At 50.5% G+C, this 13,511-nt stretch carries 14 protein-coding genes and 1 other RNA gene; all 15 read right to left on the bottom strand.

What is annotated here, in order from left to right; genetic code table 11:
* Positions 1-316: 316 nt before the first annotated feature.
* The 15 genes from ACX93W_RS25950 to rpoE all read right to left on the bottom strand — a co-directional run bounded on the left by ACX93W_RS25950 (position 317) and on the right by rpoE (position 13,307).
* The gene (locus ACX93W_RS25950) at positions 317-580 is read right to left on the bottom strand and encodes a pro-sigmaK processing inhibitor BofA family protein (RefSeq protein ID WP_459395278.1); all 264 of its coding nucleotides are present in this window, start codon (positions 578-580) and stop codon (positions 317-319) included.
* A 15-nt stretch (positions 581-595) separates the two neighbouring features.
* On the bottom strand, positions 596-823 hold the full coding sequence (locus ACX93W_RS25945) for a DUF2508 domain-containing protein (protein WP_459395277.1): 228 nt from the start codon (positions 821-823) through the stop codon (positions 596-598).
* Positions 824-940: 117 nt separating this feature from the next.
* Positions 941-1,543, bottom strand: coding sequence for a recombination mediator RecR (recR, locus tag ACX93W_RS25940; protein ID WP_068680287.1), 603 nt, complete (start codon positions 1,541-1,543; stop codon positions 941-943).
* Between the two features lie 3 nt (positions 1,544-1,546).
* Positions 1,547-1,858: a YbaB/EbfC family nucleoid-associated protein gene (locus tag ACX93W_RS25935; protein ID WP_459395276.1), complete on the bottom strand. Its 312-nt coding sequence runs from the start codon at positions 1,856-1,858 to the stop codon at positions 1,547-1,549.
* A gap of 27 nt (positions 1,859-1,885) precedes the next feature.
* Entirely contained in the window at positions 1,886-3,655 is a 1,770-nt protein-coding gene (dnaX, locus tag ACX93W_RS25930; RefSeq protein WP_459395275.1) for a DNA polymerase III subunit gamma/tau, read from the bottom strand.
* Positions 3,656-3,867: 212 nt separating this feature from the next.
* Positions 3,868-4,134: signal recognition particle sRNA large type (ffs, locus tag ACX93W_RS25925), an RNA gene on the bottom strand.
* 82 nt (positions 4,135-4,216) lie between these two features.
* Positions 4,217-4,633: a hypothetical protein gene (locus ACX93W_RS25920; RefSeq protein WP_459395274.1), complete on the bottom strand. Its 417-nt coding sequence runs from the start codon at positions 4,631-4,633 to the stop codon at positions 4,217-4,219.
* An 83-nt stretch (positions 4,634-4,716) separates the two neighbouring features.
* A complete protein-coding gene (rpmE, locus tag ACX93W_RS25915; protein ID WP_459395273.1) occupies positions 4,717-4,914 on the bottom strand; it encodes a 50S ribosomal protein L31 in 198 nt (65 codons plus the stop codon).
* Between the two features lie 154 nt (positions 4,915-5,068).
* The gene (locus ACX93W_RS25910; protein WP_459395272.1) at positions 5,069-6,322 is read right to left on the bottom strand and encodes a radical SAM protein; all 1,254 of its coding nucleotides are present in this window, start codon (positions 6,320-6,322) and stop codon (positions 5,069-5,071) included.
* A 20-nt stretch (positions 6,323-6,342) separates the two neighbouring features.
* On the bottom strand, positions 6,343-7,695 hold the full coding sequence (rho, locus tag ACX93W_RS25905; protein ID WP_459395271.1) for a transcription termination factor Rho: 1,353 nt from the start codon (positions 7,693-7,695) through the stop codon (positions 6,343-6,345).
* 67 nt (positions 7,696-7,762) lie between these two features.
* Complete coding sequence (locus ACX93W_RS25900; protein WP_459395270.1) at positions 7,763-9,022, bottom strand: UDP-N-acetylglucosamine 1-carboxyvinyltransferase; 1,260 nt, start codon at positions 9,020-9,022, stop codon at positions 7,763-7,765.
* Between the two features lie 138 nt (positions 9,023-9,160).
* Positions 9,161-10,015 (bottom strand): class II fructose-1,6-bisphosphate aldolase, encoded by an 855-nt coding sequence (gene fba, locus ACX93W_RS25895; RefSeq protein ID WP_459395269.1) that lies wholly within the window; start codon positions 10,013-10,015, stop codon positions 9,161-9,163.
* Positions 10,016-10,259: 244 nt separating this feature from the next.
* Positions 10,260-10,658 carry a response regulator gene (locus tag ACX93W_RS25890; RefSeq protein WP_459395268.1) on the bottom strand — a complete coding sequence of 133 codons (399 nt, stop codon included), beginning with the start codon at positions 10,656-10,658 and terminating at the stop codon, positions 10,260-10,262.
* Between the two features lie 221 nt (positions 10,659-10,879).
* Positions 10,880-12,484, bottom strand: coding sequence for a CTP synthase (locus ACX93W_RS25885; protein ID WP_459395267.1), 1,605 nt, complete (start codon positions 12,482-12,484; stop codon positions 10,880-10,882).
* A 253-nt stretch (positions 12,485-12,737) separates the two neighbouring features.
* Entirely contained in the window at positions 12,738-13,307 is a 570-nt protein-coding gene (rpoE, locus tag ACX93W_RS25880) for a DNA-directed RNA polymerase subunit delta (RefSeq protein WP_459395266.1), read from the bottom strand.
* Positions 13,308-13,511: the final 204 nt, after the last annotated feature.

Genomic DNA, 13,511 nt, shown 5'->3' with positions numbered 1-13,511 from the left:
CCTTGAAGCATTGCTGCTTCTCAAGGAGATTAAACAGGGCAGTTTCACTCGTTGTTCAGTTTTCAAAGAACAAGCTTTTGTTTCGTTTTGTTTCGTGTGTCCCGCATGTCTCAGCGGCGACTTTTATAATATATCACAGGGACTCGAAATAATGCAACCCCTTTTTAAAACTTTTTTTTAAATTGTTTTATCCGGTCTCTTTTCCGCTATGGTGCAGAACGCTTGAAAACACTGATTCCTACTGATGTTCTGGGGTTTTCAGAACCTGGTTTCAGCAGTTTCGAATAGGGCTCTATCCCCTCTACTGCCACCATATTCATGCGATAACCCATTGCAGTCCCGCCATCAGAGCAACTCCTGGAAGCCCCAGTACAACAACAGCTCCAACACTAAATGGATTCAAAGGAATATACATCCCCGGAATAAGCCCGCTGTAGTTAAGCAGGTATAAAGCGCCGGCAGCCGCGACCATGTGAATGGCAAAGTAACGTAGCCACCCCCAGGACATCCTGTTGCGGATCAATACCCCGATCAGGATAACAGAAGAAGCGATCAGCAAAGTCATCCATAATGCTTTCATCCTTACGTCCTCCAATCAGACCGGCCAGGGTCCTTGTAATCGTTTTGCCTTGGCAAGCAGCATTGCGTATCGCTTTTCGGCCGTGATAATAGCGTGGATCGCATAATCAACCTGGTCCTTGCCCAAGGCGCAGTCAAAAAAACGATTGGCGTTTTCCCACTCCCTTAGCGTTTCAATAATCTCTCCTTTCAAAATCCTCTTCAATTCAAAATCATCCTTTTCCAGCTTGCTGATTCGCACCATTGTTCCACCACCTTACCCCGCAGATGCTAATGTCTTTCTTAACATGTGTATAGGCTTGTCTGGTGAAATATGACCAAAAAAAACAGCCAAGCTCACAAAAGCTTGACTGTCCCATTGTTATGATCCCAATTCTCGCCGGCCTTCCAGAGCTTTGGACAAGGTAACCTCGTCCGCATACTCCAGATCTCCGCCCACAGGCAGTCCATGGGCTATCCGCGTCACCTTAATACCAAAAGGTTTGATCAGCCGCGACAAATACATTGCCGTGGCTTCTCCCTCGATATTGGGATTGGTGGCGAGAATAAGCTCCTGGACTCTCTCGTCGCTGAGCCGTTTAAGCAGCTCAGCTATCCGGATTTCATCCGGTCCAATTCCTTCCATCGGCGAAATTGCGCCTTGAAGCACATGATAATAGCCGTCGTACTCCTTGGTGCGCTCCATGGCAACCAGGTCTTTGGACTCCTGCACGACACAAATCACCGAGTTGTCCCTGCTTTTGTCCTGACAAATTTTACAGGGATCGGTATCTGTAATATTGCAGCATACCGAGCAGTAAAACAGATTGCGCTTCACGCTGACCAATGCTTTGGCAAAATCGATTACATCGTCTTCCTTCATTCGCAGAACATGAAAAGCCAGCCTTGCAGCCGTCTTGGGCCCGATGCCCGGCAGTCGCGTGAAAGAATCAATCAGCTTGGCTATAGGCTCCGGGTAATACATGTTCTAGAACAAGCCCGGGATTTTCATGCCGCCTGTAAATTTGCCCATATCCTTGTTAGCCAGTTCATCCGCTTTCGTTAAAGCGTCATTAACAGCGGTCAAAACAAGATCTTGAAGCATTTCCACATCATCCGGGTCTACGGCTTCCGGCTTAATGACCAGGCTCAGCACTTTCTTATGTCCGTTTACCGATACGGTAACCGCGCCGCCGCCGGCTGTGCCTTCAACCGTTTTGGTTTCCAGCTCTTCTTGAGCTTTCAACATTTGTTCCTGCATCTTTTTCACTTGCTTCATCATCTGATTCATATTGTTCATTGATATTCACCTCATAAAATAGTGTAGTCAATCTTTATCCTTCACCACAACCAACTCTTCGCCAAAGAGCTTAACCGCTTCCTCCACCCAAGGCGGCTGCTTAGGTGACGCCTTGCCCTGAGGCTCCCCCTCATGCTCTAATTCCAGCACTTCTCCTGCAGCAGGGGGGCCGCTTCCTTCAAGCGCCGCCTGCCATTCCTTCTGCATGACCGTAGCCAGGCCATAAGACGAACCAAGCACTTCGCCAGCGATCCGCTCAATGATTTCTCGGTGATTCGGCTTTTCCGTCGTTTCACGATGAATATCATTGCGAAATGCCAGCAAAAGGGTAGCGGATGACACCGACACTAACTCCCCGTCTTTAAGCCAGGCGTGAAGCGTTACCTTCTCTTCTTTCACCCGCTGCAAAACGTTGGCCCATTTGGCGCGGGCCGCTACGGATTCCTGGCTTTCGGCAGCCGCAAGATACGGCTCAAGTTTGACCTTGCTCCTCATCCCGCCGCCGGCTCCGCCGAAGATTCCCCGGCTAGGGGCTCGCGCCGGAGCAGCCTGGCTTCTTCCGCTTCCATCAGATGATGAGGCGGTTACGCCATTTTTGATCAGCTCGCCCAATTGGCGCTCCAATGCCGCAACCTGCTGACGCAGGGCATTGATTTCTGACGACGGGGCGCTGCCGGATGCGCTTGACGAAGCAACACTCCCGCTGCCGCTTTCTTCAAATGTGCAAAGCTTTAACAACGCCACCTCAAACAACGTTTGGGGCTGGGTGGCGTGCTTCAGCTCTCCCTGATAACGGCCCAAGATGTCAATCATGGCAAACAGCCGCTGTGGCGTATAGGATTCCGCCATAGCTTGAAACCGTTCGCGGTCCACCACGCGCTCCGTCTCCGCACTGCCGTTCGGAGCCAGCTTAAGCACAAGCAGATCACGAAAATAATATAACAGATTTTCCATGCATTTGTCCGCACTTTTGCCGCTCTGTGCAAGACTTTCCACTAGCGGCAGCACTGCGGCGGCATTCCGGTCGCGCACAGCCTCAGCCAACTGGTAGAACTGCTCCGCAGCCAGTCCGCCGGTAACATCAACGGCCGTTTCCAGCGTAATGCCGCCACCGCTATATGCCGACACCTGCTCCAGCAGACTGATCGCATCCCGCATTCCGCCTTCCGACAGCCTTGCGATATAAGCAATGGCATCCTCTTCGTAAGTGATTCCCTCATCGGCGCAAATCTCTTTAAGACGTTCCATTTGCTCCTGAAGGGATACTTGCCGAAAATCAAAGCGTTGGCATCTGGAAATAATCGTTGCCGGCAGTTTGTGCGGCTCCGTTGTCGCCAAAATAAAAATGACATGGCCCGGCGGTTCCTCCAGCGTTTTGAGAAGCGCATTAAAGGCTTCCGTCGTGAGCATATGCACTTCATCAATGATATAAACCTTGTAACGCACATCGGAAGGCGCATATCTTACCTTGTCGCGAATATCCCTGATTTCGTCGATGCCCCGGTTGGAGGCCGCGTCTATTTCGACAACGTCCATAATATGGCCGGCCGTAATGCCACGGCAAGCATCGCATTCATTACACGGCTCGACTGACGGGCCCCGTTCGCAGTTAACCGCTTTGGCCAGCACCTTTGCCGTTGTCGTTTTGCCGGTTCCTCTAGGCCCGTTGAATAAATACGCGTGAGATACCCGGTTCTCCCGAATGGCATTTTGCAAGGTTTGTATAATATGCTGTTGTCCGACCATATCCCGAAACGTCTGGGGACGCCAAGCCCGGTATAAAGCAATATGAGACACAGAATTCTTCCCCTTCGGCTTGCTTGTAATACAACCACTATAACCCCTTACGGCGGTTCACAATGCTTTTATTATACTACATCCCGACTGCTAGAAAAAACAAATAAGAGCCGTTATGCAAAAAAAGCCTGCTTCACCTTCCCGTTTCGGGGTTGATGACGCAGACTTCTATTGTGCAAAGCATAACATGCCTTGAATTTACAGCGTTAGGACCGTGCACCTGCCTTTGATACATGCGACCCAAGCGGCATTATTGCTCCACAGCTCGAGCCAGGCACTCCCCCGGCACATGAACAAACTTGCTTACGGCTGCTTCCTTCCGGACCTGACCGGGTTCACAAGCGTCCATTGCGGAGGACCCGACTGTCAACACTGCTTGCAAGCGCCAGCCTCACATCGGCATAACCTTGAGCAGGAATTCAACCTCGCTATAGCGGATTGCGAGTTACAGGGCACCGCTACCTCCCCATCTAGCACGGCAAAGACAAGTATAGTACATTCCAGCCCAAAGCGCAACTGAGTATCATGCGATGGAGAAGATTGGCGCATTTACGGCCGTCCTCAAGGCCGCGCCATTCTTACATTAACCTTGTAGTCCGGCATATTGTATTTGACGGTTTCAAGGGCATGCTGGGTTAAGCGAGCCCGAGCTTCCGGAGTCAAGCCTTCGCCGGGAGTTAAGGTAACAAGCACGCGGCTCCCGCTAAACGATATTTTGACGTCCTTAATCCCCTGAAAAGGTTCCAATACTTGCCGGATAAGCGCGGTATCCTCGCCGTACGAACGGGTGGAATGCCGGTTAATGGTGTTGGGATTGCTATTGGAATACCCCATGTAGCCGTCATGCCCATAGGAACGGCTCTCCTCCCGCGATTCGCCGGAGCAGCCTCCCCCTAGCGCCATAACGATACCTAAAACGAGCACAGAAGCTATTTTACATAGGGATCCAAAAGCGCCTTCCGATCTGTTTTTGCCCACGAAAAAACCTCCCTTCATAACCATAGGATGGCTGAGGGAGGTTACTGTATTCTGCCAAATAAAGGCGGAACGCGCACCATATATTAGATGCCGTATTTCTTCTTGAAACGGTCGACACGGCCACCGGCATCCAGGAACTTTTGCTTACCCGTGAAGAACGGGTGGCATGCGGAACAAATTTCAACACGAAGATTCGATTTGATCGAACCTGTCTCGAATGTATTGCCGCAAGCGCAAGTTGCTGTAACGACGTTATAGGTCGGATGAATACCTTGTTTCATCTTCTTCACCTCTTTCCGCCCTGGATCACATTCGAATCCAGAGTAAAATCACACATAGGAGATTATAGCACGAAGCCGCCCAAGCCGCAATGTATATTCCAAGGCTGCCGGTATACGATCCCGGTCCGGCATCACCCGTTATAGCCGACCTCTGCTATCGGCGCAGAGCAAGCGGCGGAACATGCGTATAATTGCCGATCACAACATCCGGCAGCTCTTGGCGGAAAATATCCAGCATCGTTTTCATGCCATAGATCTCGCCTTTAGCTTTGGGAATCAAGCCCAAATAGCTTTCGGGGTCGATATTCAGATTGCGCATCTGAATAAGCCGGAGACCGCTGCGTTTCACAAATCCGATCATGGCTTCGATTTCTTCCTCGCGGTCGGTGACGCCAGGGAAAATCAAATAGTTGATAGAGGTGTAAACCCCTTGATCCGTGGCATAGCGAAGAGACTTCTCCACATTTTTCAAATTGTAGCCGCGCGGCTTGTAATAGGCGTTGTAGTGATCATCCAGCGCGCTGATTGTGCTGACACGCATCAGATCCAGGCCAGCATCCACAATGGCGCGGATAAAATCAGTTAATCCGGCATTTGTATTAATATTGATAAACCCGTTAGATGTCCGGCTGCGTACTTCCTTCATCGCTTCAACGATAATTTTCACCTGAGTGGAGGGTTCTCCCTCGCAGCCTTGCCCAAAGCTGATGATGGCATCGGGATGCTTCAGATGCTCCATCATGATATCGACGACTTCCTGTACTTGCGGCTTAAAGTTCATCCGGGTCTGCGGCGCAACAAAGCCGCTATCGTCAGGCTGCTCCGAAATACAGCCAAAACAACCCGCATTGCAGGAATACGAGACGGGAACCGCGCCCTCCCAACGACCAAGGAAGGTGTTGGAAGCCGTTAAACATTCATAGCCAAGAGCACAATTGGACAAATGCTTGAACAGGCGGTTTTCGGGATACTCGTTAAGCAGCCGCTCCACCTGAAGGTTCAGTTCTCCCTGATCGCAATTAAGAGGATCCCAGCGTTCGGGATCGTCGGTTTGCTCCGCCGCTACATAAAAACCGCCATCTTTCCAAACAACGGCGGTATAGCCAAACAACGGCAGCTTTTCGTTTTTGTCGGCTTTGACATAACCCGGCAAGCAAAGACGCGTATACCCTTGCGGCAGCAACGCGCCAACGGCTTGCGCCCCGTCCGGAACCACTTCCATATTCCCGGATTCTGGATTAAAGCCTACTGGTTTTGTAAAAGGAAGACTGACCAACGTTGCCCCTTCGGGCAACGGAATCAGCTCCTCCTCCATCATTTCCACGATCATATCTCCGCTGCGGCCAAGCGCCTCGTAGTGGGGATGATCAAATACATTGCCGTTTTTGTCGGCATATACGAGATTCATGTTGTCCTCCTTCTGCCGCGCTACGCGTTTGGCGTTGTCCGCGCAGCAGGCCTTCTGGTTCCGGTAGTGGATGACGAGCCTGCACTGCTTCTGGCGCCTGGCCGCTCTTGCCGGCCTGCCTCTACGGCAGATGTATCCAGCGACATCAGAAATTGTTCGTTCGTTTCCGCATCCTTCATCTTCTTCAGGAAGTTGTCCACAAAATCAGGCGTATCCGTCATGCTTTTGCGAATCGCCCAAACTTTATCAAGCTCTTCCTTGGAAAGCAGCATTTCTTCGCGCCTTGTACCCGATCTGCGGATATCCAAAGCAGGGAAAATGCGCCGTTCCGCCAGCTTGCGGTCCAGATGCAGTTCCATATTGCCCGTTCCCTTAAATTCCTCATAGATGATATCATCCATGCGTGAGCCCGTCTCCACAAGCGCAGTCGCCAGGATGGTCAAGCTTCCGCCTTCCTCGACATTGCGCGCCGAACCGAAGAAACGTTTCGGGCGGTGGAATGCAGCCGGGTCGATACCGCCGCTAAGCGTTCTGCCCGATGGAGGAATAACCAGGTTGTATGCGCGGGCCAGACGGGTAATGCTGTCCAGCAGAATAACAACATCCTTCTTATGTTCCACCAGACGCAGCGCGCGCTCCAGTACCAGTTCCGCAACCTTGATATGGTTCTCCGGCAGTTCGTCAAACGTCGAAGCCACGACCTCGCCTTTAACCGAACGCTGCATGTCCGTTACTTCCTCTGGACGTTCGTCGATCAGCAGCACAAAAAGCTCGATATCGGGATGATTTTGCGAGATGCTGTTGGCGATTTCCTTCAGCAGCAGCGTTTTGCCCGCTTTTGGCGGAGCTACGATCAAGCCCCGTTGTCCAAGGCCAACAGGTGCCAGCAAGTCCATGATTCGGGTGGAAAGTTTGGTTTGCGCGGTTTCAAGCACCAGCTTCTTTTCTGGAAAAAGAGGAGTGAGGGCGGGAAAATGGAGTCGCTCGGAAGCAGTTTCAGGGTTTTCGCCGTTAACGGCATTGACCTGAAGCAATCCAAAATACCTCTCATTTTCTTTTGGAGGCCGGCATTTGCCTGATACCAAATCACCGCTTCTCAGATCGAATCTGCGAATCTGCGAGGCGGATATATAAATATCCTCCTTGCTTGGAAGGTAGTTGATAGGACGCAGAAAACCAAATCCCTCTTGCAGAATGTCCAATACGCCTTCCATAAACATAAGTCCGCTTTTTTCAGCCTGCGCGCGTAAAATCGCAAAAATCAATTCTTTTTTCTTCAATGTGCCATAATAGGCGATTTGATACTGCTTTGCGAGCTTGTACAGCTCGGTAAGCTTCATTTCCTCCAGATCTGCAATCTGTAGATCGGACATATTCTCACCACTTATTCTCAAATGTATTATTGCGCTTTACCCTCATACTTTCCATATCGTTCCAAATCTATTCCGAATCGTTAACCCGCCATACTTCCGCGCCCAGTCTGGACAGATTTTCAACAAGGTGATCGTAACCCCGGTCAATGTATTCCACGCCCGCAATTTCGGTCACGCCGTCTTCAACGGTCAAAGCCGCAACCACTAGTGCAGCTCCGGCGCGCAAATCCGCCGCCTTTACTTTGGCCGCATTAAGCTTGCCGCCTTCAATAATGGCCGAACGTCCTTCCACGCGAATGTTAGCCCCCATGCGCGCCAATTCGGGCACATGCTTAAAACGGGTGCCGTATACATAATCGGTCAGAATACTGACACCTTTGGCTTGCGTCAGCAAGGTGGTCATCGGAGATTGCAGATCCGTCGCAAATCCGGGATAGACCAACGCTTTTACGTCAATTGCCGTATATTCCGGAGCCCCGACGATACGGATGGATTCATCCATCTCGTGAACTTCAACGCCCATTTCCTCCAGCTTGGCTGTGATCGCTTCCATATGTTTGGGAATGATGTTGTCTATGAGAACATCACCGCGCGTTGCCGCCGCGGCAATCATGTACGTTCCGGCTTGAATGCGATCTGGGATGATGGAATGACGGCAGCCGTGAAGCCGATCCACGCCTTCAATCCGGATCGTTTCGGTGCCCGCGCCTTTGATTGTGGCGCCCATCGCGTTAAGGAGAGTAGCTACATCTATAATTTCAGGCTCTTTTGCCGCGTTTTCAATAATCGTGGACCCTTTGGCCTTGGAGGCCGCCAGCATAATGTTAATCGTTGCTCCAACACTCGCTACATCCAGGTAAATCTTTGCCCCTCTAAGCTGCTTTGCCGTAATTCGTATCGATCCGTGTTCGTTCGTAACCGTTGCGCCAAGAGCCTCAAAACCTTTAATATGCTGATCGATGGGACGTGGTTCAAAATTGCAGCCGCCGGGAAGCCCGATGACTGCTTCGCCAAACCGGCCAAGCATGGCGCCCATCAGATAATAACTTGCTCGGAGCAGCTTGACTTTGCCGTTAGGCATCGCCTTTGGAGTCAGCCGAGACGGATCAATCGTCATCGAGTCGCCGCTCCGCTCCACCTTTGCTCCTAATTCCTCTAAAATATCACGATAAACCGCTACATCACTAATCTGCGGCAAGTTGTCCAAAACAACTTCAGTCTCCGCCAGTATGGCGGCAGGAACCAGCGCCACAGCACTGTTTTTTGCTCCGCTGATCTGAACGGTTCCGCGAAGCGGCCGTCCGCCGCGTATCATCAATTTCTCCATGAAATCATTGATCCTCCCGCTCTGTTGGAAAGAGAATAAAGGAAAAAACCGCCGCGGCAAGCAGGACGCGGTTATGCCGAATTCATCCTGCTTGCTCTGTTCAGGCGGTTTGTATGCCTTTAACTCCGAATGACTGGATTAAGCTTGGTTGTTGCTTCCGAACAAACGGATTTTTTCTTGAATGACTGCCTTCATAGCCGAACGTGCAGGAGTCAAATATTTACGAGGGTCGATAACTTCGCTGTTTGCAAGCAGAACTTCGCGGATAGCGTTTGTACAAGCCACTTGGTTCTCAGTGTTCACGTTGATTTTGCCAACGCCAGCCTGGATCGACAAACGGATCGCTTCGTCCGGTACGCCGGAACCGCCATGAAGAACGATTGGCACTGGAATCGCGTCCGCAACCTTTTGGATGATATCATAATGAATTTTTGGCTCGCCTTTGTACATGCCGTGAGCTGTACCAACAGCGATTGCCAGACAGTCAACGCCTGTCTCTTCGTAGAAGCGGATAGCTTCAGCAGGGTCAGCCATTTTTGCATCAGCTTCGTCAACGCTCAGGTCATCCTCAACGCCGCCGATTGTGCCCAGCTCGCCTTCAACGGAAACGCCCATTGCGCGTGCAGCTTTAACCACTTCTTTAGTCAGGGCGATGTTTTCTTCAAGACCGTAGTGGGAACCGTCGAACATAACGGAGGAGAAGCCAGCGCGGATACATTTCATAGCTACATCAAAGCTGCTGCCATGGTCAAGGTGCAGAGCGATTGGCAATCCGGATTTATCAGCTGCGGCTTTAGCCATAGCTACTGTAAACTCGATTCCCATATATTTAAGAGCGCCTTCGCTTACTCCGTAAATAAATGGAGAATTTTCTTCAATGGCGGCTTCAACAGTCGCTTGAGCAAATTCCAGGTTGTTCATGTTGAATTGACCTACCGCATACTTGTTTGCCTTAGCCTTAGGCAATAATTCATTCATTGATACGAGTGGCATAGTTCTGTTCCTCCTAATAGTAGCTTTCTGTGTAAAATCTTCTGCACCAAGCCCGTTCCGACTTGTTATCCTGTGCTATTATACCATAACCCGGGCAAAAGTAATAATGCTGTATATCACAATTAAATTTATAGGCCAAGCATAAACGGCTAACGCTATCCCTTGGCGGGACAAACGGCCGATTCGCGTGTATTTCTAAAAAACGGCATTGCCGCACTAAGGCGCCAATGCCGCTCGCTATCTGTCAGGAACCTACCGCAAACCGGTCAGGCGGGTTGCCGCCTTGCAGATGCCGGTTAACTTCCATCCGCATCTCGTCAATGTCGAACGGCTTGGTGAAATGCATAAGCGCGCCAAGATCCGTGGCTTCCTTAATCATATCCAGCTCGCCGTAAGCCGTCATCATAATGACTTTGATGCTGGGATTAATCGCTTTGATATGCTTCAGTATTTCCAGGCCATCCATGCCTGGAATCTTCATATCCAGCAGTACCAGGTCCGGGGATTCCGAGCTCACAATTTCCAGGGCAAGTTTGCCGTTGGGCGCTTGAAAAGTGTGATATCCCTCGCTGTTGAACACTTCCAAGAGCAGGATGCGAATGCCGTTCTGATCATCTACAATCAATACCTTTTTCTTATCCAAGCTACATCTACCCCCCGTGGCTGAACTTCAACATGAGAAAACTTCCATCCATCGAAGCACATTGAGGACGAGCGGCCGCGTTCATAAAGACGGCTGCAAAACGTGGACAACTCTCCCATATTTAATTATATATTCGAGAAGTGTAGGGAATTTCCTTCTCGTTTATGCAAAATCCTGCATAGTCTGCAGAAATTCTGACAAACGAGATTGGAAATACTGCTTTAGCGCTGTCCGTAAGTAAGCGCAGCTTGAACAAAACCTTTAAACAACGGCTGCGGACGGTTCGGTCTGGACGTAAACTCCGGATGGAATTGAACAGCCAGGAACCATGGATGATCGGCAAGCTCCACCATCTCCACCAGACGGCCGTCCGGCGAAGTTCCGGAAATAACCAGGCCCGCAGCTTCGATCGATTCGCGGTATTCATTATTGAACTCGTACCGGTGACGGTGACGCTCGTACACAAGCTCTTCCCCGTATTCCCGGAACGCAGTTGTTTCATGCGAAATTTTGCACGGATACAAGCCAAGGCGCATCGTTCCGCCCAAGTCCTCAATATCCTTCTGATCCGGAAGCAAGTCGATAACGGGATATGGCGTCGTAGGATTAATTTCCGCGCTGTTGGCGCCGTTCAGTCCAACGACATTCCGCGCATACTCGATAACAGCCACCTGCATGCCGAGACAAATGCCGAAAAACGGAATTCTAGCTTCCCGAGCGTAACGAATCGCGCTGATTTTGCCCTCGATGCCGCGGTCTCCGAATCCGCCAGGCACCAAAATGCCGTGTACGCCATTCAGTTCATTCGCAACGTTTTCGTCGGTCAGCAGCTCGGCGTCAACCCAACGGATTTTCACTTCGGAATCCGCAGAAATACCGGCATGTCCAAGCGATTCCACAATGCTGAGGTAAGCGTCGTGAAGAGCGACATATTTGCCCACGATTGCGATTTCGGTCGTTTTGTGCAGCGATTTGACGCGGGCGACAAGCTCTTCCCATTCCGTCATATCCGGTTGGCCCGCTTCCAGCTTGAGATGATTCACAACAATATCATCAAGCCCTTGCTCCCGAAGCATCAACGGCACTTCGTAAAGCGTTGAAGCATCGCGGCATTCAACCACCGCGCCTGCGTCAACGTCGCAAAATTGGCCGATTTTGCGTTTCAGATCATCTGCCAGCGGATATTCCGTGCGGCAAACGATGACGTTAGGCTGTATGCCAATGCTGCGCAGCTCTTTAACGCTATGCTGGGTCGGCTTGGTTTTTACTTCGCCGGCCGCTTTGATGTACGGAATCAGCGTAACGTGAACATACATGACGTTATCCCGGCCGATGTCGCTTTTGATCTGACGGATTGCTTCCAGAAACGGCAGGCTTTCGATATCGCCGACCGTGCCGCCAATTTCCGTAATGACCACATCGGAGCCGGCTTCTTTGCCAGCGCGGAATACGCGTTCCTTGATTTCGTTCGTAATATGCGGAATGACTTGAACCGTACCGCCCAGATAGTCGCCGCGACGTTCCTTCGTAATGACATGGGAGTAGATTTTACCCGTCGTTACGTTACTGTTTTTGGACAAGTTGATATCGATAAAACGCTCATAGTGACCCAAGTCCAGGTCGGTTTCCGCGCCATCGTCGGTTACGAACACTTCACCGTGCTGATACGGGCTCATTGTTCCCGGGTCAACGTTGATGTAAGGATCGAATTTCTGGATTGTCACTTTAAGCCCTCTGTTCTTCAGCAATCTGCCCAATGATGCCGCCGTGATTCCTTTGCCGAGCGAGGAAACCACTCCGCCGGTTACAAAAATATACTTGGTCACTGTGATGATACCCTCCATGCGCTTATGCTATATTTTAAAGTCTGCCCAAAATTCAGAGCATCAAAGCCTGCAAAAATGGCGAAACACTTCAGAAATTCCGCCCTTCAAACAAAAAAAGTGACACCCGTAGCTACGGGGGCACTTTTCTCTTCATGCATAAATTATGCGTTATTTAGCAACCAAATCTGAAGCCCATGCAATAGTTTACTCCGGCCCCATAGGACATGTCAAGCTAAAGTAAACGCAAGCCTGATTAACGATCTTCTTCGTCATCCGCATCTTCAAATTCGTCTTCTTCCTCTTCTTCCTCTAGCTCTTCATCGAGCTCTCCGTCCACTTCATCTTCCAGATCTTCGTCTTCAATCTCTACTTCTTCGTCAACTTCGGACTCTTCCGTTTCCTCGAAGTCCTCGTTTTCTTCGTCATAGTTATCGAAGTCGTCTTCTGCGGAGAATGAATCATCCTCTTCTTCTCCGTACAAGTCGTCTTCCTCAAGATCATCGTCGTCATTGATAATGCGCGTTCGCTTCGCATTGCCGACTGGATCTTCGGAGCGCTCGACCGGGTACCAGCGCTTGAGGCCCCATGTATTATTGCCAACGCAGGCAAAACGGCCGTCTATGTTGATTTCGGTATAAACCTGCGCGATGAACTGATTAATGCCGTCCTGGGACAGACCCCGTATCTTAGCGATCTCCATCATCAGATCGCGATAATAATAAGGCGTATTAGCCGCTTTCAGCACCTCGAAGGCCAAATCAACCATCGGCATTTCCTTTATGCGTTCAGGATCAAGCTTTAAAGTCAGATTGCTGCCGCTCATATCGACACATCCTCTCTTGCACCTATAAGTTGTACTACCCGTTTTTCTTAAAGCTGCTTGTTAGTCACAGTATAGTAAAACCTATTTTATGCAAAAAAGCAAGCGCTCTGTGGAGCCCGGCGTCCAGCAAGCCAAAAAAGCGAAGGGTGACCCCTTCGCCTTGACTGTATCCAACCGGCTTTCACCGGTGATGCAAGAGCCATT

It is taken from the genome of Paenibacillus sp. CAU 1782, assembly GCF_054551715.1.
Note: the sequence above shows the minus strand (reverse complement) of the source record. Positions and strands in the feature narration are given on the sequence as shown.